General features: G+C 51.6%; 23 protein-coding genes. 10 read left to right on the forward strand and 13 right to left on the reverse strand.

Annotated features, from left to right (window positions below; translation table 11 throughout):
• Positions 1–135: 135 nt before the first annotated feature.
• Together AC1DWB_RS00775 and AC1DWB_RS00780 are read right to left on the reverse strand one after the other, a co-directional pair.
• A complete protein-coding gene (locus AC1DWB_RS00775; RefSeq protein WP_477539103.1) occupies positions 136–1455 on the reverse strand; it encodes a sensor histidine kinase in 1320 nt (439 codons plus the stop codon).
• Positions 1452–2144 (reverse strand): response regulator transcription factor, encoded by a 693-nt coding sequence (locus tag AC1DWB_RS00780; RefSeq protein ID WP_477539104.1) that lies wholly within the window; start codon positions 2142–2144, stop codon positions 1452–1454. Before AC1DWB_RS00780 ends, AC1DWB_RS00775 begins: the two co-directional genes overlap by 4 nt.
• Before the next feature lie 313 nt (positions 2145–2457).
• Here AC1DWB_RS00780 and AC1DWB_RS00785 point away from each other — a divergent pair, with 313 nt between their 5' ends.
• The 3 genes from AC1DWB_RS00785 to AC1DWB_RS00795 are packed head-to-tail and all read left to right on the forward strand — an operon-like array spanning position 2458 to position 6284.
• Complete coding sequence (locus AC1DWB_RS00785) at positions 2458–4545, forward strand: multicopper oxidase family protein (protein WP_477539105.1); 2088 nt, start codon at positions 2458–2460, stop codon at positions 4543–4545.
• Positions 4546–4588: 43 nt separating this feature from the next.
• Positions 4589–5518, forward strand: coding sequence for an ABC transporter ATP-binding protein (locus AC1DWB_RS00790; protein ID WP_477539106.1), 930 nt, complete (start codon positions 4589–4591; stop codon positions 5516–5518).
• Positions 5511–6284 carry an ABC transporter permease gene (locus tag AC1DWB_RS00795; protein ID WP_477539107.1) on the forward strand — a complete coding sequence of 258 codons (774 nt, stop codon included), beginning with the start codon at positions 5511–5513 and terminating at the stop codon, positions 6282–6284. The genes AC1DWB_RS00790 and AC1DWB_RS00795 overlap by 8 nt, the downstream gene beginning before the upstream one ends.
• A gap of 87 nt (positions 6285–6371) precedes the next feature.
• Here AC1DWB_RS00795 and AC1DWB_RS00800 read toward each other — a convergent pair whose 3' ends face one another.
• Positions 6372–7001: an SGNH/GDSL hydrolase family protein gene (locus tag AC1DWB_RS00800; RefSeq protein ID WP_477539108.1), complete on the reverse strand. Its 630-nt coding sequence runs from the start codon at positions 6999–7001 to the stop codon at positions 6372–6374.
• Positions 7002–7218: 217 nt separating this feature from the next.
• Between AC1DWB_RS00800 and AC1DWB_RS00805 the strand changes: the two genes are divergently transcribed.
• Positions 7219–9516 carry an ATP-binding protein gene (locus AC1DWB_RS00805; protein WP_477539109.1) on the forward strand — a complete coding sequence of 766 codons (2298 nt, stop codon included), beginning with the start codon at positions 7219–7221 and terminating at the stop codon, positions 9514–9516.
• 107 nt (positions 9517–9623) lie between these two features.
• Positions 9624–10061, forward strand: a complete 438-nt coding sequence (locus tag AC1DWB_RS00810) for a helix-turn-helix transcriptional regulator (RefSeq protein WP_477539110.1) — start codon at positions 9624–9626, stop codon at positions 10059–10061.
• Positions 10062–10084: 23 nt separating this feature from the next.
• Here AC1DWB_RS00810 and AC1DWB_RS00815 read toward each other — a convergent pair whose 3' ends face one another.
• The 3 genes from AC1DWB_RS00815 to AC1DWB_RS00825 form a co-directional block, all read right to left on the reverse strand.
• Positions 10085–10972, reverse strand: coding sequence for a cupin domain-containing protein (locus tag AC1DWB_RS00815; RefSeq protein WP_477539111.1), 888 nt, complete (start codon positions 10970–10972; stop codon positions 10085–10087).
• A gap of 147 nt (positions 10973–11119) precedes the next feature.
• Entirely contained in the window at positions 11120–11335 is a 216-nt protein-coding gene (locus tag AC1DWB_RS00820; protein WP_477539158.1) for a CD3324 family protein, read from the reverse strand.
• Positions 11336–11402: 67 nt separating this feature from the next.
• Entirely contained in the window at positions 11403–12317 is a 915-nt protein-coding gene (locus AC1DWB_RS00825; protein ID WP_477539112.1) for a hypothetical protein, read from the reverse strand.
• Between the two features lie 147 nt (positions 12318–12464).
• Between AC1DWB_RS00825 and AC1DWB_RS00830 the strand changes: the two genes are divergently transcribed.
• Together AC1DWB_RS00830 and AC1DWB_RS00835 are read left to right on the forward strand one after the other, a co-directional pair.
• Positions 12465–12656 carry a type II toxin-antitoxin system HicA family toxin gene (locus tag AC1DWB_RS00830; RefSeq protein WP_477539113.1) on the forward strand — a complete coding sequence of 64 codons (192 nt, stop codon included), beginning with the start codon at positions 12465–12467 and terminating at the stop codon, positions 12654–12656.
• A 25-nt stretch (positions 12657–12681) separates the two neighbouring features.
• Positions 12682–13095 (forward strand): type II toxin-antitoxin system HicB family antitoxin, encoded by a 414-nt coding sequence (locus AC1DWB_RS00835; protein WP_477539114.1) that lies wholly within the window; start codon positions 12682–12684, stop codon positions 13093–13095.
• A gap of 119 nt (positions 13096–13214) precedes the next feature.
• Here the strand turns inward: AC1DWB_RS00835 and AC1DWB_RS00840 are convergent, their stop codons facing one another.
• The 6 genes from AC1DWB_RS00840 to AC1DWB_RS00865 form a co-directional block, all read right to left on the reverse strand.
• The gene (locus AC1DWB_RS00840; RefSeq protein WP_477539115.1) at positions 13215–14360 is read right to left on the reverse strand and encodes an ABC transporter permease; all 1146 of its coding nucleotides are present in this window, start codon (positions 14358–14360) and stop codon (positions 13215–13217) included.
• A gap of 1 nt (position 14361) precedes the next feature.
• Positions 14362–15477, reverse strand: coding sequence for an ABC transporter permease (locus AC1DWB_RS00845; RefSeq protein ID WP_477539116.1), 1116 nt, complete (start codon positions 15475–15477; stop codon positions 14362–14364).
• A 16-nt stretch (positions 15478–15493) separates the two neighbouring features.
• Positions 15494–16438 carry an ABC transporter ATP-binding protein gene (locus AC1DWB_RS00850; protein ID WP_477539117.1) on the reverse strand — a complete coding sequence of 315 codons (945 nt, stop codon included), beginning with the start codon at positions 16436–16438 and terminating at the stop codon, positions 15494–15496.
• Between the two features lie 119 nt (positions 16439–16557).
• A complete protein-coding gene (locus AC1DWB_RS00855) occupies positions 16558–17661 on the reverse strand; it encodes a sensor histidine kinase (protein WP_477539118.1) in 1104 nt (367 codons plus the stop codon).
• Between the two features lie 2 nt (positions 17662–17663).
• Positions 17664–18314: a response regulator transcription factor gene (locus AC1DWB_RS00860; RefSeq protein ID WP_477539119.1), complete on the reverse strand. Its 651-nt coding sequence runs from the start codon at positions 18312–18314 to the stop codon at positions 17664–17666.
• A 27-nt stretch (positions 18315–18341) separates the two neighbouring features.
• Positions 18342–18971 (reverse strand): TVP38/TMEM64 family protein, encoded by a 630-nt coding sequence (locus AC1DWB_RS00865; RefSeq protein ID WP_477539120.1) that lies wholly within the window; start codon positions 18969–18971, stop codon positions 18342–18344.
• A 219-nt stretch (positions 18972–19190) separates the two neighbouring features.
• Between AC1DWB_RS00865 and AC1DWB_RS00870 the strand changes: the two genes are divergently transcribed.
• The gene (locus tag AC1DWB_RS00870) at positions 19191–20231 is read left to right on the forward strand and encodes an agmatine deiminase family protein (RefSeq protein WP_477539121.1); all 1041 of its coding nucleotides are present in this window, start codon (positions 19191–19193) and stop codon (positions 20229–20231) included.
• 44 nt (positions 20232–20275) lie between these two features.
• Positions 20276–21151: an N-carbamoylputrescine amidase gene (gene aguB, locus AC1DWB_RS00875; protein ID WP_477539122.1), complete on the forward strand. Its 876-nt coding sequence runs from the start codon at positions 20276–20278 to the stop codon at positions 21149–21151.
• Between the two features lie 344 nt (positions 21152–21495).
• On the opposite strand, the gene AC1DWB_RS00880 is transcribed toward aguB, so the two are convergent.
• Positions 21496–22278, reverse strand: coding sequence for a lipase family protein (locus AC1DWB_RS00880; RefSeq protein WP_477539123.1), 783 nt, complete (start codon positions 22276–22278; stop codon positions 21496–21498).
• A 90-nt stretch (positions 22279–22368) separates the two neighbouring features.
• On the opposite strand from AC1DWB_RS00880, the gene AC1DWB_RS00885 reads away from it, so the two are divergent.
• The gene (locus tag AC1DWB_RS00885) at positions 22369–23025 is read left to right on the forward strand and encodes a Crp/Fnr family transcriptional regulator (RefSeq protein ID WP_477539124.1); all 657 of its coding nucleotides are present in this window, start codon (positions 22369–22371) and stop codon (positions 23023–23025) included.
• Positions 23026–23045 lie beyond the last annotated feature (20 nt).

A 23045-nucleotide genomic window follows, 5' to 3' on the forward strand; every position in this document is an offset into this window, starting at 1 on the left:
CAAGTGAATCCACAAACCGCGTGAGGTTGTGGATTTTTGCTATTAATGACCTGAAATCGCTTATAAACTGAGCAAGATCACTGACATGATGTTGGTAGTCCCTCTCCGCCCAATCCCCAGTCTTATACTGTTAGTTCATTCCAAGGAAATCCATCCAGTAAAAATCGCACCACTCCATGGAGAACGATTCCCAGCGGTGAGATCACCTTTGTGAGCTCGAAGGATTCGCCGTGCTATTGTAAGGCCAAGCCCTGTGCCTCCGCTTTCCGGATTCCTGGAATCATCCGCCCGGTAGAAAGGGTCAAAAATATGGGACAGCGCCTGCTTCGGGATTCCAGGACCGGTATCCTCTATAGAGAATAGGATTCTCGTCTCCTCTAGATGCAAGCGGATTGAGATTTTACCTGATTGTGGGGTATATCGAAGAGCATTGTCGATTAGATTACCCAATGCACGCCTCAGTAAATGAGCATCCCCCAGGAGCATGCAACGCTCTTCTGGCGCTTCAAATTGTATATCTATCTCCTTTTGTTTACCCATAGGACGGTAATCCTCGATGATTTCCGCGAGAAGCACATCGAACTCTACGAACTCGGAACGCATGGCTTGCTCCAAGGATTCGAGCTTCGTGTAAGCGAATAGGTCGGACACAAGCCGATCAATCTGCTCCGTCTTTTTGCTGCATATCTCGATATATCTGGAGGCTTTCTCTGGATTGCTTGTTATCCCCCGTTCCAGCCGCGATAAGAACCCCTTTAAAGCAAATAATGGAGTTCTTAAGTCATGAGCAATCGCGCTAATAAAGAAGCGCCGTTCCTCTTCCAACTTAGACTGCCTGGTTAGCGATTCACGAAGTCCGCTTCCCATCGCTTGGAAAGCGGCTCGAACATCGGCGACCTCTCGAACAGTAGTATCGGGCAGGTGGAAATCAAGCTCGCCGCTGGCGATTCGCCTGGCTGCAGCACTCATGGCTTCCAGAGGTTTAACCACAACGCGTCCCATCTGCCAACCAATAAAGAGGATTGCACATGCCGTGGCGATTACGGCAACCACATTCGCAAGCGAGCTGTTTGGCTTCGGGGCAAAGAAGAGGGCGCTGCCATGGAATTGGCCTTGCTCCAAGATATCAATCTGCCGAAAAGCATGTTTCTCGGAACCGGATGGAACCGAATGAAGGATTTCTTGATTGGAAGAATCGAGCAAAATAATTCCTATATGCGAGGAAGACATAAGATTACCGAGGTCAATCTGCCAGTTCGTATCTCGCCAATGGGACACATCTGCCTGGCTTACCTCTTGAATGATCGCATTCAAGTTGGTTTGTTGCTGAGAATGAAGGTCGCGTTCGAACACATAGCGATCAAGCAGGCCCGGAATTTCGTAGAACAATCTAGGGACAACGAGGACGATTAGCATGCCGATAAACATCCATTGACGAATTTTTAAGGCGCTCATCTTCGGACTCCTTCGAATCGATAACCGACTCCCCACACATTGGTTATGAGTTTGGGTTTTCTATAGTCTACCTCTATTTTCTCGCGAATTCTCCCGATCTGGACCGTCACGGAATGCTTGTCGCCAATGCCGTCCCAGAAACGTTGCAGCAGTTGATCATAAGTGAATACTTGACGCGGATATTCCACAAACAAGCTTAGCAATTCAAACTCTTTAGGCGAAAAAAGGACCGAATTCCCATCGACTCTTACTTCATGTGCCTTCACATCCAATACCAACCTGCCGAAGTCTAGTTCTAGCTTGAGATCCTTTTCGCTCTTTCCGTAACGACGGAGGACGGCTTTGATGCGGGCCACGACTTCTTCGGGAGTAGCGGTTTTGACGATATAATCGTCCCCACCCAAACTCAACCCCCTTATTTTGTCCATATCCTCATCTCGTGCGCTAAGGAATAGAATAGGCGTATCCTGCGTTCTTCGAATATGACGGCATAGCTCTAACCCGTTCTGTCCGGGCATCATGACGTCTAGCAAAATACAGTCGATGCTATTACGCTCCAGGACCTCCAAAGCTTGCGCGGCGTTAAAGGCTTCCATCACTTCAAACTGTTCATCCTCCAGGTAATCCCTCATTAATTCCACGATCTCATGATCGTCATCCACGAGCAATACCGTGCGATTGTTATACATAGAGCTCTCCTCCGACAGCGTAGTGAAAGCGATTTTGACAGTATTGTAGCATACCAAGCCGCACCCATGGTCGGAATGATCGTAATGAAACCGTTTGTTGATTGTTTTGTGACTTTTTAACGCAATGCTTCGGAACATCCCGAACGAGTCAGCTCCTAAGACCCCCAACCTAAGTCTAGGTTAATTCACGCCCTTTGGCGGTTTTTCCAATCAGCCCCCTTAGCTAAACTTAGTAAAGCAACGAAAACGTATGAAAGTGGTTGGTTGCCCGATTGGGAATACCGCTTGTTCGATCATTAGGAGGACATCACACATGTATGAAATGTGGATAGGCATTGAATACGGTTGTATTCTTATCCTGCTCGTGCTGGCCTGGATTGCGGGGAAGAAAGCTTCTGCCTTGCTGTATAGCGGATCGATGGAGCGGCTGCAGCGGAAAGCACGCAAGCAGTTGTTCTGGGCCGGCTATCTCCTTGTAGTAACCGCTGGACCGCTGGTCGCGGTATATGGCTTGATGCAATCGTACAGCCGATTGTTCTGGGAATACCCGCTATTCCTGCACGCACCGTTCGTCGTTGTGCCGGCATTGATGGTCCTGTTCGTTTCCGTACCGAAGCTGTTGCGCTTATGTCGCGTCATTCGCGGGTTAACAGGCACTATTCAAGATAGCCAAGTCAGGGACATCGTTTCGCGGCCAGGTCTTATTGTGCCATTCCAGTCAACCGCGCTTGGGGCGGCAACGGCACTCTACTTCGCCTTCGTCCCTCCGGCCACGTGGTTGGAGATCGCGATCCCGACTGCGGTCTTCCTGCTCGTGTCCGCCTTGCTCTGGATGGCACACAGCCGCCGCAGCCGTAACATTAGCAAGTCGGAGGCCGCCATCGTCTCCCGGCGCTGGCTCCGCGCACTGAAAGACGTGAGCTTGCTCGCTATCGCAGCTTCCGTCGCCACGCTCCTGATCTACTCCGGGATGCAGAGCAGCCTGCTTCCCGGCAAGCTCGACATGATGGCCGGGAAGATGGACTTCGGCGGCGGCGCCGCCCTCGCTCACGACCACGGCCAAAGTCAGGGTCGTTCGACCTCGACGGCGGCCGTCTCGGTCACGAAGCTGACCGGCCCGGCGACTGGAACGCCGGACCGTCAATTCATCCTGACCGCCGAACACGGCTCGGTTCAGTTAGACTCCGGCAAATCCGTTGAGGATGCCTGGACATATAACGGTCAACTACCGGGACCCGAGCTGCGCATGAAGGAAGGCGAGCTTGTGGAGGTGACGCTGCTGAATCGAGACATCGAGCAAGGCGTCACGATCCACTGGCACGGGCTCGACGTTCCGAACGCCGAAGATGGTGTAGCTGGCGCTACGCAAGACGCCGTTATGCCAGGGGAGAAGCACGTGTACCGCTTCGTTGCCGAGCAAGTTGGCACGTTCTGGTACCATTCTCATCAGAATTCCAAGGAAGCAGTCAGCAAGGGCTTATTCGGCCCGCTCATTGTAGAACCGCGAACCCCGCTGACAGATGGGCTGAATAAGGACATTACCGTGATAACCCACACATGGCATGGAGCAGGCACAGCTATCGGCGCTTCCGACGGCATGGAGAAGATGAAGATCGCACCTGGTACGAAGGTACGACTGCGCTTGATTAATACAGACGACTGGATCATTCAGAAGTATATCCTGACTGGCACCTCGTTCAAGGTCGCTGCCATAGACGGTACGGATCTGCATGAGCCAGGGTTCTTGGACAATACACGAATCGAGCTGCCTACCGGCGGACGAACGGACCTTACGTTCGAGATGCCGGATATGCCGGTACTTCTAAGTGTAGGCGACGGCAAGAAGCTCGGCATTCTGATGAGTCCTGATGGCGGCGGCGAGATTCCGAAAGTGCCTAGCACAACGAAATTCGATCCCCTACACTACGGTACGCGGGCGGTCACTCCATTCGACGCCAACAGCACGTTCGACCGTCAATTCGACATGGTGCTGGACAACAAGCTGGGCTTCTTCAACGGCACGTTCGATCAACTCTATACGATGAACGGCCAAGTGTTCCCGAACACCCCGATGTTCATGGTAAGGGAAGGTGACCTGGTCAAAGTGACGATTACGAACCGCGGTATGGTGGACCACCCCATGCATCTGCACGGTCATCATGTCCTTGTATTGTCACGCAATGGCGAACCGTCGACTGGTAGCCCGTGGTGGTCAGATACGCTGGGCGTCTTGCCGGGCGAAACGTATGAAATCGCCTTCCGCGCTGACAATCCCGGCATCTGGATGGATCATTGCCACAATCTGCAGCACGCTGCAGCCGGCATGACGATGCATCTCAGTTACGAAGGCGTCACAACGCCGTTCGCAGTCGGCAGTGATACGCACAACCATCCTGAATAAGAACGAATCTATTTCTAATATATCCTAAAGGAGTATGCCAATTATGCCGCAAGAAACCGTAATCCAATTACGCAATGTCACCAAACGCATCGGCAGCAAAACGATTGTCGATCATCTGACCTTTGACATCCCCCGAGGTGAAGTGTTCGGCTTCCTCGGCCCGAACGGCGCGGGAAAAACAACGACGATCCGCATGATGGTCGGCCTCATCTCCATGTCGGAGGGAGAGGTACTCGTGAACGGGATTAACGTTAGTCGCAACTTCGAGAAGGCGATGCTGCATATCGGGGCTATCGTGGAGAACCCGGAGTTGTATAAGTTTCTTACCGGTTACCAGAATCTGATTCATTTCGCCCGTATGATACCCGGTATTACAAAGGCCCGAATCGAAGAAGTGATCAAGCTCGTCAAGCTGGAAAACCGTATTCATGACAAGGTCAAGACCTACTCGCTTGGCATGCGTCAACGGCTGGGCGTGGCGCAAGCGATCTTGCACCGACCGGACGTACTCATTCTCGATGAACCGACGAATGGGCTCGATCCCGAAGGGATTCGCGAGCTGAGAGACTATCTACGCCAGTTGGCCAGGAGCGAAGGCACGGCGGTTATCGTATCGAGCCATCTGCTATCGGAGATGGAGCTTATGTGCGATCGTGTCGCCATTATCCAGAATGGTAAGCTAGTCAATGTGCAGCCGATGCGCGAGATGATGCAACAGACCGATGAAGCCACGCCGGTCGCCTTCGAGGTAGACGAACCGCAGCGTGCCATCGCCTTGCTAGCCAATCTCACCAGCACTACAGAAGCTGCCATAAGCCCTGGAGGCGTGACGTTGTATCTGCAACGCGACCGCGTCCCGGACGCGATCCAACAGCTCGTGCAGGGGAATGTGCGCGTGTATTCGGTGAAGACGGCGGCTCTGACGCTTGAGGATAAATTTCTGGAATTAACAAGGGGTGGTCAAATTGTCTAATCTGCTAAGTCTGGTTCAAAATGAGAATATGAAAATTTACCGCCGCCCGCGTACTTGGGTAATGCTCGCGTTATTGCTCGTCATTACTCTGGCTGCGGCCATCTTACTGAGGACACTCGGGGACGACAAGGAAGCCCTGCCTCATATGCTGCAGTTCATGAGCATTAGTGTGAACTTCACAGCCATTGCGTTCATCTTCTCGGTTGTAGTAACCGCTGAGATCGTGGCCGGCGAGTTCACTTGGGGAACGATTAAGCTGCTACTGATCCGACCTGCAACGCGTTCCAAGATCTTGCTGTCCAAATATATCGCTTCTATCGGATTTTTGCTGTTGCTGCTCGTCTTCCAATATGTGATCTCGGCTGTCATCGGCCTGCTCTTCTTCGGAACAGCGGGAGAAGCAGACAACCTAAGTCTGCTAAGTATCTTGAAATCGTATGGGTACCAATCGATCAATCTATTCATGGTCTCGACCTTCGCATTCATGATGTCGTCCGCGTTCCGTAGCAGCGTTCTGGCAATCGCGCTGTCGTTCATCCTGATGTTCGTCTCCGGTTCTGTTATGGCCGTGCTGATTGGGCTTAAGTATGGGTGGGCCAAGTACATCTTGTTCGCCAATACGAACCTGGAACAGTACACAGCTGGGCATCAGCCGTTGATGGAAGGGATGACGCTAGGCTTCTCCATTACGATGCTGATCGTGTATTACATCTTGTTCATAGGTGTCGCCTGGACGATATTCCGCAAACGTGACGTTGCTGGATAAGCAGAAGGGACGGCTGCAGCTTACCTGCTTACTTGGTTGAGAGAGAACGGCCCCATTCTACAGACATAGATTGGGGCCGTTCTCTTCCTAATTCGATATGTGCAAATAGTCGAACAACACTCGCGCCATGAAGTTGTGCCCGCGATCATTGGGGTGAATGCTGTCATTCATGAGCATGAGATGCATATTCAAGCTACCGCCGACGTGGTCGCCCCAAGCCTGATAAATGTCGCACAGCGGCGCCTGTGCGGCCTCAGCCACTTCGCGGAACGCTTCGGCGTACAAGGGATAGCTGGCTCGCGCTGTGACGGCACCCTCATTCACGCCATAATCCAGCTTATTTTGCGATAGCAGCAGCACTTCACTACCCCGATCCCGGATCCGATTAATAATCGTCTCCAGGTTGAGCTTGAAGGCTGGCAACTGCTCTACGCCCCGCCCGGAATCGTTGATGCCGAGCATTACCGTAACTAGATCAGGACTGAACCGCAGCGCATCCCGCTCCAACCGATCGAGTACGCCCCAGGTCGTATCGCCGCTAGAACCGGCATTCAGGACGCGAGACTTGCGGCCGGACCATTCCATCAACCGTTCAGTCAATTGGCCGACATAATTCAATCTCCCATAGAGATGATAGTTCTGCTCTGTTATCGAGTCGCCGATGCATACGATCAAGGCGTGCTCCCCACGCTGCAATTTCTCCAATGTCCTCAACATGGCCGTGCCCTCTCCTTTTTTCATCCTATTCGGGCCTTCCCTTTACAAGTAATTCTCCCCTATTATACCGTCTGTTCGGTTGCACAGTAATTCTGAATTTATAGTGTCTTTTCTCTCTTTATTCGACAAATTTCGATACGGTTACATTTCCCAAACAGGATTTCGTTCTATTATGTCAAATTGTATTAGGATACCAACCTATCGGGAGGCACGGCCCGTGTCCATCAAAGCGAAACTGTCCCAGTCCATCTCCATCATCGTAGCTATTATGCTTGTGTTAAACATATGGATCAACTATATCTCTAGTAAAGACAACCTGCAGTCTGACGCTGAGCAGCAAATGAACTCTATTGCGAAGCAGATCGGTGCTACCCTGGAGGCTTCTCAACATGCCAAGCAATTTCTCGAAGACACGCTCGGGGAGAAGCTTCGGGTTGCCGCTATCGCGGTCCAGGATCAACTCGATCCAGATCTGAATAAGGTGAAGGATGAACAGTTAGTCGAGCTTACTCGGAAGTTGGGCATCGACTACATTACCTTATGGCAGCAAGTAGGAGACGATATTGTCGTACGGAGGGCCTCGGATTCCAAGGAACTGAACATGAGCTCCAAGACATGGGATTACTGGTACCGGGCTTTCCTCCAACTCTTCATGAACCACGACGTTACGATTACCGAAGGCCAGAAGCTCTCGCATTATTGGTCCGGACCGATTAACTTCGCCAGCTCCGACCCTACCATGGTGAAGAAGTGGGGTTACTATTACGATGGTACGACCAACTACATGATCAACACGGCGATTAACGCACAAGTATTCATGAATTTCGAGAAAGCGATCGGCAACGAAGAGATGGTAACTAAGCTTTTGAATGAGAATGCGAACATTTTGGAAATTACCGGCTATGACCCGCAATTTTTCGGCAAAGCGCCTATTATTAAAATGAAAAAAGGGGTGCCGATATACAATCTGGACGTTCGGGACATTATTATGGGGCAATATACGTACAAGGATACACCCAACGATGCGATGAATGTCCAGAAAGCTGTTCAATCCGGACAAATCACGACAGCCACTTCCACCATCAATGAAAAGCCTGTGTTGAAGAGCTTCGTCCCCATCTCCGGCATTAAGCCTTACGTCATTGGCGTTACCTTCGACCGCGGCGCGATTCGCCAGACGCTGATCGAGCAGTTGGTTCTACAATCCTCCATTTCGCTCGGGCTTATTTTCCTTACATTAATGAGCAGTTATTTCCTGGCAGGCGCCATGATGCGGCCTTTGAATCAGATCCTGGGGAAAGTCGATGAGATGGCGGACGGGAACTTCGGCGCTACGATTGCGATTCGCAGTAAGGATGAGTTCGGCCTGCTTGCTTCTCACGTCAATACGATGGCCAGCAATCTGCAGAGCAGTATGGCTCAACTGAAGCAATCTGCCGAAGAGCTACGAAGCACGAAAGAATATTTGGAATCGTTCGTTAACCAAACGTCGGATGCGATTCACGTTGCTGATCTGCAGGGCAATGCGATTCAAGTGAATCAAGCGTTCGAAACGATGTATGGCTGGAGCGAGGAGGAGGCTCTCGGCAACCCCGTGCCGGAGGTACCCGAGGACCGGAAGCAAGAGTTCGAGGCTAAGCTTTCTCTTGTGCTGCATGGCGATTCGGTCGCCTACTTCGAAACCGTTCGAATGAATAAGGACGGGCAACTGCTAGATATCAGCATTACGATCTCTCCGATCCGGAACGAGCAGGGGCAGATTATTGCCGTCGCCTCTATCTCCAGAAACATCACCATGAGGAAGCAGACCGAGGAAGTATTGCGCCGCTCGGAGAAGCTGTCCCTTGTTGGGCAGCTAGCCGCAGGGGTAGCTCACGAAATCCGCAATCCCCTCACTACGCTGCGCGGATTCGTACAATTGCAAAAGAAAAAGGGGGCTTGCACCCCCTATCATCTAGATATTATGCTGTCTGAGCTTGATCGGATTAACTTCATTGTTGGCGAGTTTCTCGTCTTAGCCAAGCCGCAGATTAGCCGCTTCGAGCCTGTCGATCTCCGCGACATTATCCAGGACATCGTGCTGCTCATCGATTCTCAGGCTCATATGACTGACGTCCGGATCGAAACCCGGTTCGACTCGGACTTGCCACTGCTCACATGTGAACCGAATCAGCTGAAGCAAGTGTTGGTGAACATTATGAAGAACGGCATGGAGGCGATGGCCGAAGGCGGCACCCTAACCGTGGAGCTGTCCGCTCACGAGGCTGACTCCCTCATAATCCGCATCACGGATCAAGGCTGCGGCATTCCGGATGACGAGTTGCCTCGACTGGGAGAGCCCTTCTTCACGCGGAAGGAATCCGGCAACGGCCTGGGGCTTATGGTCAGCCAACAGATTATCGCCAACCACAACGGCAGTATGCAGATCCGAAGCCAAGTCAATGTCGGTACGTGCGTGGAGATTCGGCTGCCTCTTAACGCTTACCCGAATCAAACGGCTCCCCAGTCGCTTTAGGCGCGTTCGACGGCTTGGAGAAGACGACTTGAGCATCATGAGAACTAGGACAAGCCAAGTCGTCACAGTACGTCTTCGTGAATAGCAGGGCTGTGTGCGCAGGGAGGGTGTGGGAGGAGATTCCGGATTCCTGCAAATGTGCAGGATTTTATCGACTGCTCCAGCAATTGTTCGAGGACTTGATTGTATTCCGCGAGAGCCGCAACCATCACCAGCTCCTTCAGCAGGTCAAAACCCATATTGAGCAACACTACCAGGACCCTAACCTATCCCTTACGCAGCTTAGTGACGCTTTCGGCATAAGTCCGACTTACATCAGCAAGCTGTTCAAGGAAGAGCTGGGCGAGAAATTTATCGACTATATTACGAAAGTCCGGATGACTCGCGCGATTGAGCTGCTTCTGAACACAGAAGATACGATTCAAGACATTTCCCTCGCAGTCGGGTATCTGTATCCGTTAACTTTCATCCGCGGGTTCAAGAAGGTGGTCGGCACTACACCGGGCAGTTATCGGAAGAGCGAGAATGGCAATGCCCATTCTTAACAATGAGGGGACTTGTATTAGCTTCAATACGAACGGTAAAACGGCTGCTGGAATTGACGGTAATAATCGTGCTGACGAGGGTACTGCGCATACCCTTGAATAGGAATAATCGGGTTGTGGCCTGCCTGGCTGTAAGGGATTGGGTTAGGATGAACCGAGCTAGGATTGTACGGGCTAGGAGTAGCCTTACCCGGATTCACCTGCTGAGCATGGACCGGTTGGACTTGTGTCGGTTGGGCCTGTTTCGGCTGGACATGGGCTGCCTGAACCTGTGTCGGTTGGGCCTGTTTCGGTTGGACATGTGCTGCCTGGACTTGTGTCGGTTGGGCCTGTTTCGGTTGGACGTGTGCTGCCTGGACTTGTGTCGGTTGTACATGGGCGTTGCAATCACGAGGCGGTCCGATGAAGACGGTCTTGTTGAGCGGAGCGAGTGTATCCTTGAGTTTGGCTTCGTTCAGGCAATAGGTGTAGGCCATCACATTGGTCGGCGTCAATCGCAGAATGTCCGAACCTAGAATCACCTCTGGGGTAGGCGCGTCAAAGATCGCTAGCAAGTGGGTGTTGTCCTCCGTCGCGACTTCGTAATGCCACCACCCTTGCGGCACATTCGCCACCTGGCCCGGTTGGATCGGGAAATCCAGCAGTTCGTTCGTGAACGGGTTGATAATAGAGACAATGAGCGCACCCGAGATGAGATAAACGAGTTCCGCTGCATTCTGATGATAGTGCGGCTCGACCACGTTGCCTTTGCTAAGAAAAATATCGAGCAATGAAGAGTTCTCCAACGTGTTCAGTTGCTTGGTGGAAAGCAAGTTGATGTAATTCCGGTCATCTTTTTTGAAAAATGGATTGTTGCTCAAATCATACGTAAACTGTGTATTGGCTGAAGTATAGTCCATATAAGAGGTCATGCTGAGTCCCTACCCTTCCGATGTTCATATCGTATAGCCGTTTGTGGTTAACATATGCAGCGGCTGCTGGGCGAGTGCGGAAAAAAAGGCATTCCGGTTAAATGCATTCCGGGATGCCTTTATGGGGGGAGACCTTCTAATATTGTGTTACTCTCTCTGTCTTTCATAAATAATGCCTCGAATACGTTCCTCGCTCAGATTATATCTTTCCGCTAACTCCACCATACTCAGACCACCATAGAAACCTTGGTATATCTCGGCATTGCGTTGCTCCATGTCATCTCGAATCCCCGTAGAGGAGCCCCATTGCTGCCGCTCCGTCTGTGGGATGTAGATGTGCTGGCCCTTGACATACTTCTGAATTTCTTAATCAAGCTTTCCGGTAAAATCCCTCTGGCGTTCACATATTTCTTCATAGGCGCATTACCTTCTATACCCTTAGGGTGAGGCGGATAGTATTGGCGCCTTCCATATTGGTATTATGGAAGCCTTCCGCAACAATAGCGGCGAACACGTCGAAGTTGTTCAGTGTCAATCGGGTATGGACGTGACGCAAATCGAGTTGCTTCATCGTAATGAGGCAGCCCTGGACGAATCTGCGGATCTCCCCGCGGCTTACTTCATACTGCGGCCGGATGTGAATGCCAAATGCGGAAGCATCCAAAAACTCGTCGGGCGTTCCTCGATAGGTCACAACAACACGATAATAGGCGATTCCTGCAACATCTCCTGATGCTGAGTCTCGTAACGTGAGGATGACCTGGTTTGGCTCGTACGAATGTCTAGGCGAGTATTGGTTTCGCAACAGCTCGGCCATCGCCTCTTCCCCGTCTTCCACTAACAGCTTCTCAATATCCTCTATTCCCATCGTCTGAACAGAATCAATTCCCGTAGATTCGAATAGCTCAGGCTGCCTCCAATCGGTTAATTTCCGGTACACAGACACTTGAGCATACTCGTCTGAAATAAAGCCCCATCGTTCCCAGAACGTGATTTCCTTGTTGCGGACTTGCCCGAATCGTGTGGTCACCCACTTATATAGGTATGTTCCACCTCTTTCCCTAACAACTTCGATACATTGGTCTAGCAGTTGCTTCGCTACGGTCTCGCAACCGTCCACGTATCCGTACTCCAGTGTCCCATTGTGCGTTATCTCAGAGGGCGTTACTTCCATGATAGCTATGATCTGCCCCTCCTCTTCCGCAATAAAACTGGACGGCCGGAACCCCGGAACCAAGTGAATGCTTGCCCGGGGGTTGTTGGCATTCCTCTGAAACGTGTCGTTCACCAATCGGTTTATCACTTCGAAATCATCTGTATCCCTTGTCGCTCTGATCTGCACCATCCTCATCATCTCCTTCATCTTGTATATCCTGATTATGACAAGGAAGCGAGCAGAGCGAAATACCGAAGATTATCATAAAAATAGTCGAACAGACTTTTGACGCGCATAATTTACGCATGTTACACTTATATTATTAGGAGGTGCGCGGTGAAAAGTTATTCTTCGCGGGAGCTGATCCAATTGGTTCAGGAACGTGGCTGGGTTTTTACACATGCTGAAGGAAGTCATCATCACTTCAAGCATCCATCCTTTAGGCATAAGCTTTCGATACCGCACCCAAGAAAAGACTTCAAACCTAAAACATTACGATCCATTATGAAGGATGCCGGGCTTCCCTAGCCCCTACCAGAAGGAGTGAAATAGATTGGACAGATACGTGTTTCCTGCATTGTTTGAATCAGAAGAGGGTGTACCTGGGTTCACGATTACTTTCCCTGATCTCCCTGGCTGCATAACCGAAGGTGACTCGCTTGAGGAATCTCTTTATATGGCAAAAGAAGTGCTAGCCCTGCACTTGTATGGTATGGAGGAGGATGGTGATGAAATCCCTAAACCTTCGGATCCTGCTAAGCTGACGCCCGTCCCGGAAGGCTTCTATACATTAGTCGAGGTTCGTACAGGCCTGATCCGTGATAAGCAATTAAACAAATCCGTCACAAAGAACGTAACATTACCTCGTTGGTTGGAACTAGAAGCCAATAAAGCCCAGCTAAATTTCTCCCAAGTGCTACAGCATGCATTGAAAGAACAGCTTGGAATATTTAATAAAAGTGACTGAGAAACAGCGGTCTGTTACGACCGCTGTTTCTTATTTTACCCACCTAGGTATCTGTCCGATGATATGGTTCTCGTGAATAATTATTCATAGGGTTATAGAGGGATAAGGGAATTTACCCCCTACACGAAGCTCCGCGTATCGTTGTTCTTGCCGAACTTATACACCGCGAGCAGGAAGAAGGCCAGCGCGAAGGCCAATAGAATGAGCATGTGCAAGTACAGACTGCTGAACGCTTCACCCTGCTGCATCCGTGTGATGGCATCGAGCAGCCAATGCTGCGGCAGGAACTCGGCGATCTTCTTGACCGTGGCTGGCATAATGTCCGCCGGGAAGAAACATCCCGCCAGCATACAGGTCGGGGTAATGATCAGATTCTGCATGGCCCCTGCCCCGTTCGTGTTCTTCGCGAACGAGACGATGGCGAGCGACAGGCCAATCGCGGTCAAGGCGAATAACATCATCATCACGAACATACTCCTTACGGGAACGCCAGTGTCGATATGGAACACATACCGAACCATAAGCAGCGTGACTACGATCTGCACCGTCATGACGAAGAGGTTGACGACTACATTGGAAGCGACGTACTGCCTCGCATGGATCGGTGATGACATCAGCCGAAGGTACGTCCGTCTCTCCCTTTCCCTCAAGATCATCTCGGATAAATTAACAGCGGAGAACAACATGAAGGTAATTAAAAATCCGATCGTCTGGTACGTCATGGCCTTCGTCACGGACGTATCCTCGACCGTGGATGTCGTTAGCTTGAAGGTGGATTGCCGATAACCGGCGTACACTTTGTCGAACGTAGCGCTATCCCCCTTGGATGTCCGGCCGATAGCCGCTACATTGTCGATATAGCTATATAAGTAGGATTTGATGAAGGTCGTAATCTGTGCGCCCTTGATAGAGACGAGGCGAATATGACCGGGATTCCCGTCTCGTAAGCTTTGGCCGAAGCCCGCTTCCAGGACGATCACGCTGTCCAGCTTACTGGAGGCAAGCAAGTTCTCCATCTCCGGCTCCTGAATGACGGTTACCTTCATATGGTCCAGGCCTTCCATAAACTTAATCGTGTCCATCGCAAGTGCAGCATTATCCTGATTGACGATGCCGACCCGCGTCGTCATCTCACTCGAGCCGCCGTACAGCAGCATGGAGACCAGCACGCCGATAATCGGCAGTCCGAAGTACAGGAGGAAGCTTCTCTTGCTCGTGAATGCGACTTTTATATTATTTTTAATGAGCCATATCAGATCCTTCATCTTAGAGGCCTTCCCTTCTTCTCATGGATACACTAGCGACGAGCAAGAACAAGGCGGCAAGAACAACGTTCAAGCTGATAGCGGGAATTGCCGCAGAGAAATCGTTGGCGTATATAATTTGCGTCATGGCATCGTTGGCCCAACGCAGAGGCGAGAAGTGGGTCACGAGATTACCGATACCTTCAGCGTTATCAGTCGGGAAGTAAGCCCCTCCGAGGAAGGAAGCGACTTGCACGACGACCAGCACGACCATGCGAGCCGCTCCTCCGGCCATATAGCTCACACCTAGTCCGAAACTGACAGCCAGCAGCACTTCCGTGGCAAGGACGGGGATCACTTGAAAGATGTTGTCCCCCCAATAAGCGTGGAAGGCATACTTACTGAACAGGACAACGATGAGCAAGCAGAACGAGTTCGTGATCATGCTGCCGAGTACTTTGCCGATGAATATCTCCGCCTTACTGATCGGAGCGGCAAGGAGTCGGTCTCCCGTACGGCGGTTCCGCTCCCCCTGCACCAGGAAGCTGGCGGACATCGCACCGTAGAGAGCTATCATCGTGGTCATCGTTACAGCATAATAGTCCATGGCGCCTGGTTGCCTCGCTGAATTAAGCGCGGTTTCCTGAATGTACTTATTCGTACCCGGTGTACCGAATACCGCTGCCGCTGCCTTGGGGTCGACCTTGGCTACTTCCGTTGCGACGTTGTATTGATCGACGAAGGTGCTCAGCACCCCCTGTACAATATTGCTCTCGATGCTGCTCTTCGGGCTTCCGTATAAGCGAACGCCTTGCCCCGTTATTTCCAAATAACTGGTGTAACGGTTATCCTCGACCTCCTTCACACCGTCCACTTCCGCAGCAGCTCGTTCGAATTGAATACCGGACTTGCCCGCCTCCTTTGCGAACGATTCGAAGTAAGGGGAGAATGGGCCGCTGCTTGTGTCTTTGTACAACACTTTCATCTCGCCAATCTCGATCGTGCTGTTGAAGGCGTTCGAAAGCGCCGAGCCAAGTATGAGCATCAGGACAATCGGGAACGCCAGCATGAAGATGAAGGTACGGACGTCCCGGAAATCCCGCTTGATTTCTTTTGCTGCTATATGCCAAATATTCACTGGGTCTCCTCCTTCTCTAATTCGCTGTATCCCGCAAATTCCGTCCTGTTAATGTCAAGAACACTGTCTCCAGGTTAGGCGCCTGCTCTTCCACGGACCGGATCTCGATACCGTTCGCAATGAAATGTTGAATGATTTTGTTCAAATTGTTGACCGCTACTTCCGAGTTAATCTTCACTTGATTCTCCTCGATCTTAACCGCTTTGACTCCAGGAATGGCCTTGAGCGCCTCCTCATTCAAGGAATCAGTCGATTTGACTTCGATCCAGACGTCCTTCGTGTTCGTAATAATCGCTTTCAACTGCTCCTTCGTGCCTTCCGCAATCACTTTCCCATGATCCACAATGGCGATTCGCGTGCAAATCTCCTCGACTTCCTCCATGTAGTGGCTCGTGTAAATGATGGTGCTGCCCATCTCATTGAGCTTCCGCACGGAATTGAGAATGTAGTTCCGAGATTGCGGATCGATGCCAACGGTCGGCTCATCCATAATGATCAGCTTCGGCCGGTGCGCGATAGCGCAGGCGATATTGAGTCGGCGCTTCATCCCGCCTGAGAAGTTCTTCGGGTAGCTCTTGTGCTTGTCGCCAAGTCCCACGAATTCCAACGCTTCCAACGTTCGGCTGTGCAGCTCTGCTCCCCGCAATCCGTACAGACCAGCGAAAAACCGCACGTTCTCGTAAGAAGTCAACTCTTCGTAAATCGCAATTTCCTGAGGCACGACACCAATATTCATCTTAGCGAATCGGCTGTTCTTGACGATGTTCTGGCCCAATATAAGAATTTCACCTTCATGGATGCGCAGCAGGCCTGCGATCATATTGATTGTCGTGCTCTTGCCCGCTCCATTCGCTCCGAGAAATCCGAAGATCTCTCCTTCCGCTATCGATAAGGACATATGGTCCACTGCAATAAAGTCATCGAACTTTCTCGTTAATTTCTTAATCTCCAACACGTTCATGCGCTCACCTCAAGGAAGAATTAGTATGCTGTAAGTATAAAATAAAAAGATGAACCTGCGTCAGTGCAGAAGTTCATCTTCTCGACATGAGAATATTCATGTTGTGTATATGAGATCCTTCATTTACCAATCGGCAAGAGTGTTGTGACCGAGAAACCGTTTGTGCCGTCAACGATAACTGTACCGTGCACAGATGCCGTCCGCTCCTCCATCCCAATGATGCCAAGCCCCTTCTTGAACTTGTGCGCACCTACACCGTCGTCTCGAACTTCCGCTCGGACGAACAGATTCAGTACCGTAATCTCTACGGAAATGTTCCGGGGCTCGCCGTATTTCATCGCATTGGTCAGCGCTTCTGTTGTGTTCTCCTGAATAATTTTCCACTGAATGGGGGTAATGACATCAAGCTCACCTCTATGTACAAGCGACGTGCGCACCTCATGACGGGTCGCGAATTCATCAAGGAACAGCTTCAGCCGATTCATGCCGAGCTGCTCGAGGGGGGGCTTGAGATTTTTCAGTGTGAGCCGGATACTCTCAATCCCTTCCTTGGATATATGAATCGCATTCTGTAGCAGCTGTCCGGCTTGCTCTTGCTGGGTAGCCATTAACCGCTTGGCCGCTTCCATCTGGATGAGCGCTCCCGTCATCGTATGTCCAATCTGGTCGTGAATCGCCTGAGACAGCCGGTTGCGCTCCTCCAGTTTGATCGTATACTCCGATTGCTGCATGTAGGCGTGGTTCTCGTTCAAGCTGGTCGTTAAACGTTGCATATCCAGCCTCATCGTCTTCAACAACTGTTCTTGCTTAAGCAGCCGCGACGAGTACACCTGGGTCATGAGAAAGATCATGAACGTCAGCGTTGCTATCAACACATACAGCGTTCGCAGATCGGAGGAAAGGAACACGACAGGAAGAAGGGCAAGCACGAGAAGCTGCCAGTTTCTATGGATATAGGCCGACAATTCGAACACGCTGATTGGTAGGAGCAGAATGAACAGCGGATGAATGTAGGCATGGAATACAACCGTCACCCCGATCGACACAAGGGTAATGACCCCCTTGACCTGCTGCTTCTTCACGATGGAAAGGGTGAGATTCAAGGAAATATACAGCAGGAGGGCAAATACGACCCAAGGGATGTCCGTCCATTCTGCGAGAATATAGCACACTACAATGTAGAGTAACACGATCAGCTTCGTAATAATGATCCATATTTCCATGGCTAGGTCCTCGACTCATTCCCTTTCCCCGTCAAATAATAGATCGCAATCTGTGTCCGGTGCTCCAGCCCTGTTTTGCCGAGAATAGACGTGATGTAGTTGGCAATCGTCCCTTCGGAGATGAACAGATGCTTCGAGATTTCCTTGTTGGATAGTCCTTTGGCGATAAGCGCCATAATGTCGTTCTCGCGGTCTGTGAACAAACTCGCGTCAATCTTGGATACTTCCTGCTTCTCCTCGGTCAAGCTCGACTTAAGCTTCTCCAGCACGACATCCTGCAGCACATTGTTCCCGTTGTGGACGCTGACGATGGCATCTCGGATGCGCTCCGGATCGTTGTTCTTGAGCAAATACCCTTTGGCCCCATTCCTGATCGCGCTCCGGATATACTCGTCTTCATCGAAAGTCGTGAGAATAAGCGGCTTCGTGCTCGTCTGTTCGACGATGAGCCGGGTCGCCTCCACACCATTCATATTCGGCATACGAATGTCGAGCAGCGCCACATCCACCTCATGCTGTAGGCAATAGTCCAGCGCTTCCTGGCCATCGTCTACGGTAGCCAATACTTCGAATTCTGCGAACGTCCCCAGGATGATCTTCATGCCTTCCCGGATGAACGAATTATCGTCCGCTATTATAACCTTGATCGCCAACCGTCTCGAGCTCCCCTCGTCGATGATTTAGAATGCCTCTTCCTGCCGATCGGTACGCTCCGTCTCATTTCGTGTGAACCGTGATTCGATTCGCCGGCTGATCCACACGGACAAGGCCAGGAATACGACCACATAGATTAATTCGTACGGATTGCGCATGAACCGCCCTACGTCGTGACCTATGTAGGATACCGCCAGCACCATGATTCCCTTACCGAACAGAACTGCGATCAGGAACGACCGCACCGGCATCCGGGCGAGTCCCGCCGCCATATTGATCACGACGAACGGCCCCATCGGGAACATGCTGAGCAGGAACACGTAGCTGAATGCATTGCGACGCACCCACAGCATGCTCTTCTGCACCTTGGGCTTACGCGCCCAACGTTCAAGATAGGGATGACCGGCGATCCGCCGCACGATCAGGAACGTGACTAGGCAACCGCACACCATCCCGATCCAGGAGTACAGGAAACCGAGCCATAAGCCGTACACCGCCGCGTTCACCCCTACGATCAGAATCGTCRGCAGCGGCGGAATGAATGATTTCATGAATGTTAACAGGATGCCTGGCACAGGCCCGAGCGACTTGAATTGGTCCAGCAAGTTCTTGAGATTGTCTTCTGTCATATAGGACATGATGTCGGATACGCCCATCGTTTCACTTGCACCCGTTTCTACTGGCTTGATTTAAGTTATTGTACTGGTAACGGCCACACACGGCCTCTCCTTAGCATACCATAAAAGCCCATTCTGTGACTCCTTCCTGCCTGGCCGCAAGTCATCCGTATTGAGACGGGCGTTTATTTGTTATATGATGATTACGGACCTGTGACTGTTGTCCACACTATGATAAAGATAAGCGAGAGATGCCTGATGAAACCAATAGAGCTGAACTATTCCATGCCCCCTGAGTGGGCGAAGCATACACGTACTTTCCTGTCCTGGCCGGTCCAGACGTCCATGGTGTTCCCGGACGATTATGAGTCCGTCTGCCAGGGGTACGCCGAGATTGCCAAGGCCATTGCCGAATTTGAGCCCGTCACGCTCATCGTGAATCCGACGGATGCCGAGCAAGTGAAAACATATTTCCGCGATACGGATGCATTGAATGTGGAGTTCCTGCTGATTCCGCATAATGACGCCTGGTTCCGCGACAACGGGCCAACCTTCGTTGTGGACAGCGCCGGAGATGTGGCGGGTGTGAACTGGCGCTTCAATGCCTGGGGCGGCAAGTATGCCCCGTGGGATCTCGACGACGGCGTCGCCCCGCAGATTATGGAGAAGTACGGCAACCGCCAATTCGACGCACCACTTGTGATGGAAGGCGGCTCGCTTCACGTGGATGGCGAAGGCACACTCATCACGACTGAAGAATGCCTGCTGAATCCGAACCGCAATCCGGATCTATCGCGCGAGCAGATTGAAGACTACCTGAAGCAATATCTGAATGTGAGCAAGATCATCTGGCTGAAGCGCGGCTTGGACGGTGACGAGACAGACGGACACGTGGACAATATCGCTTGCTTCGCCGCTCCTGGCAAAGTCATTATGCAAGTATGCGACGACCCGGAAGATCCGAACTACGCGATCACGCAGGAGAACTTGCGCATCTTATATGATGCCAAGGACGCTCAGGGTCGACACCTGGAGATCATCCCGATTCAGCAGCCGCCTATGGCGACGTTCGATGATAACCGGCTCACGCTCAGTTACCTGAACTTCTACTTCGTCAACGGAGGCATCGTATTGCCGGTGTTCGGGGGCACGGCGGAGCTGACCGACCGGTTGGCTGAGAAAGTGCTGCAAGAGCTGTACCCGGAACGGCGCATTCGCAAGGTGAACGGTATGGCGATAATCAAGGAGGGCGGCAACGTCCACTGCACGACCCAGCAGATGCCGGCGGGAAACGCATAAGGAAATACAGGAAGTATTAGTATAAGTGGAAAAGAGGGATTAGATTGCGAAATGTTAAAGTAGCGGCAACGCAAATGAGCTGCTCCAGCCACATAGACGACAATATTAGCCGAGCCGAAGCGCTCGTCCGACAAGCGGCCGCGCAAGGCGCTCAGATTATACAGCTGCAGGAACTATTCGAGACACCTTACTTCTGTCAGAAGGAGAAGTCCGACTATTACGTATATGCCACGGAACTCGAGCATAACAAAGCGATCAACCATTTCCGGCATATCGCCAAGGAACTACAGGTCGTGCTGCCGATCAGCTTCTACGAGAAGAAGAATTACGCGCGGTACAACTCGCTGGCCGTCATTGATGCGAACGGGGACATTCTGGGGAAATACCGCAAGAGCCATATTCCAGACGGCCCGGGCTACGAAGAGAAGTTCTACTTCAACCCAGGCGACACCGGCTTCAAGGTGTGGAACACCCGCTACGGCAAGATCGGCGTTGGTGTCTGCTGGGATCAATGGTACCCGGAAGCCGCTCGCTGTATGGCGCTGATGGGCGCGGAGTTGCTGTTCTACCCGACCGCGATCGGCTCTGAGCCGCAGGACGGCGGCATCGACTCCAAGGACCACTGGCAAATGTGCATGCGCGGACACGCCGCGTCCAACCTCATCCCTGTCGTCGCCTCCAACCGGGTTGGTGTTGAGGATGACGGCGATTCCTCGATTACGTTCTACGGCTCGTCGTTCATCGCCGGACCGCAAGGGAACATGGTCGCCGAAGCCGGCCGCTCGGACGAGACGGTGCTCGTCGCTGAGTTCGACCTAGATCAGCTGGAAGTGCAGCGGATCGAATGGGGCATCTTCCGCGACCGTCGACCTGACCTATACAAGATCATCGCCTCGTATGACGGCGAAACAATTATTTAAGCCATAAACCAGCAATGCCCGTCCGAGTGATGACCGGACGGGCATTGTTCTATGTTACATCTCCATTAACATGCATTTGAATTTATCCAGCGCTTGCTTATACGCAGGCACACCGTTCTCCATCATGTACGGTGTGAAGGAGAAATACCCCTTATACGACCGCTTCAGCAAAATTGAGGTTAGTATAGTAACAGGTTCGTTCTATTTACTAGAATGGCATGTTCTGCGGGTATTTGCAACAAACCAAACTTGTTTTTGCCCGAACAAAGAAAATAGGACTTTTTTACCACTCCTCCCTTACTACACAGACCATTTTCAACTATACTAATAGGAGAACGAATCAATCAGCACGGGCAAAACCCAGCATTGTCTGAACACAGCTGCTTCGTATAGACGGGGTCGAACTTGGATAGCGCTTGGAAGTAATCCGCGATGATATGATTGGCGGAGATAGAATCACCCTGGAATTGAAGCGGACACACATCCTTAACATGCATATAGTAGTAAGTCGTATCCTGCCGAGGAATCTTGAATAGGGCTGGCGGTAGATGTGGGACCACATCGTACTGGTTCGCAATCCGATGACTGCAGCCGATCGTGCTAGAGAACGTCTTCGCGAATGCGGGGTCGCCTACTCGGGGCGAGCCGTATGTGTACACGCGGGGCGAATCGAATGCCGTGTTCACGGCGACATCGAGCGCACATAAGGTTGCGAGCGCACCGCCCAGGCTGTGCCCGGTTACGTAGAGGGTTTTGTGCTTCGGGAGAGCACTTAGGGCCGCTCGAACGGCTGCACGTAGTGAGCTGTAGATGTCGGTAAAGCCACAATGCGTCCAACCCGCATCCCTTACATACTTGTACTTCACTTGCCTAGCTCTCGCATTAGCCATCCAGTCCGTTGTCGAGCTTGTGCCCCGGAAGGCGACTATGATCCGATCGGTAGACTCCATTACATAGCCGAACCACTCTTGTACACCGTGGAAGGATTCGCCCTTGAAGGTGGCCACCACCTCATAGTCTTTCGGTACGATGAATGTCCCGTCGGCGTTGTCGAATTGCGTATACGTTTGCCCGCAGACGGCCGCTAAGAATATCGACATCTTCGGATCATACGCCGCTTCCTTCATTCCGCTTCCCCCTTACATCATGCTCCATCATCCTATGAGGGAAGGGACGGCAGTGTGCCTAGATAAACCCCACAATAAAGGAGGTTCCTCATGATTGATTCTCTTCGTGCCATTTCCTTGTTCTCCGACTTGGACGAATTCCAGCTTCAGAGTATCGCGAGCAAGTGCACGACCCGAACTTACAAGACTGGAACGATCCTGTTCCGCGAGAACGAGCCTGGCACCGTATTCTACTTGGTCGTAACCGGTACGGTGAAGATCTACACGTCCAATCGACAGGGCGAAGACAAAATCATGTCGATTCTTACCGCTGGGGACAGCTTCGGTGAACTGGCGCTGCTGGACGGCAAACCCAGGTCGGCGACAGCTCAGGTGATCGAGGAAACGACCATCATCTCGCTTGCCGCTCAGGACTTCCAGAGACTGCTCAAAAATCACTTCGACTTGAATCTCAGCATCCTGAAGCAGTTAAGCGGGAGGCTGCGCGAGACGAATCAGCAGGTGCATGACCTGACCTATATGGATGCTAAGCAACGCGTCGTCAAAAACTTGGTCAAGCTGGCTAACGATCACGGTAGCCGAGCTGGGACTGTCGTGAGGATCGAGATCAATCTGAATTACGATGAGTTGTCACAGCTCGCTGGCGTGTCCAAGCCACTGGTGTTCCAAGTGCTGAATGAGCTGCAGACGAGGCGAATCCTAACCGTATCCGGCAACAAATACTTGCTCGATCTGCACCAACTCTAGCACAGCGGAGTCTGTGGAAT

Source organism: Paenibacillus sp. P4_E11 (assembly GCF_056401635.1).

Excerpts from the sequence above, each read along its gene's own strand:
- AC1DWB_RS00775 (WP_477539103.1), bottom strand. The coding sequence starts at position 1,455 with ATGAGCGCCTTAAAAATTCGTCAATGGATGTTTATCGGCATGCTAATC.
- AC1DWB_RS00780 (WP_477539104.1), bottom strand. The coding sequence starts at position 2,144 with ATGTATAACAATCGCACGGTATTGCTCGTGGATGACGATCATGAGATC.
- AC1DWB_RS00785 (WP_477539105.1), top strand. The coding sequence starts at position 2,458 with ATGTATGAAATGTGGATAGGCATTGAATACGGTTGTATTCTTATCCTG.
- AC1DWB_RS00790 (WP_477539106.1), top strand. The coding sequence starts at position 4,589 with ATGCCGCAAGAAACCGTAATCCAATTACGCAATGTCACCAAACGCATC.
- AC1DWB_RS00800 (WP_477539108.1), bottom strand. The coding sequence starts at position 7,001 with ATGTTGAGGACATTGGAGAAATTGCAGCGTGGGGAGCACGCCTTGATC.
- AC1DWB_RS00815 (WP_477539111.1), bottom strand. The coding sequence starts at position 10,972 with ATGACCTCTTATATGGACTATACTTCAGCCAATACACAGTTTACGTAT.
- AC1DWB_RS00825 (WP_477539112.1), bottom strand. The coding sequence starts at position 12,317 with ATGGTGCAGATCAGAGCGACAAGGGATACAGATGATTTCGAAGTGATA.
- AC1DWB_RS00840 (WP_477539115.1), bottom strand. The coding sequence starts at position 14,360 with ATGAAGGATCTGATATGGCTCATTAAAAATAATATAAAAGTCGCATTC.
- AC1DWB_RS00850 (WP_477539117.1), bottom strand. The coding sequence starts at position 16,438 with ATGAACGTGTTGGAGATTAAGAAATTAACGAGAAAGTTCGATGACTTT.
- AC1DWB_RS00855 (WP_477539118.1), bottom strand. The coding sequence starts at position 17,661 with ATGGAAATATGGATCATTATTACGAAGCTGATCGTGTTACTCTACATT.
- AC1DWB_RS00870 (WP_477539121.1), top strand. The coding sequence starts at position 19,191 with ATGAAACCAATAGAGCTGAACTATTCCATGCCCCCTGAGTGGGCGAAG.
- AC1DWB_RS00880 (WP_477539123.1), bottom strand. The coding sequence starts at position 22,278 with ATGAAGGAAGCGGCGTATGATCCGAAGATGTCGATATTCTTAGCGGCC.
- AC1DWB_RS00885 (WP_477539124.1), top strand. The coding sequence starts at position 22,369 with ATGATTGATTCTCTTCGTGCCATTTCCTTGTTCTCCGACTTGGACGAA.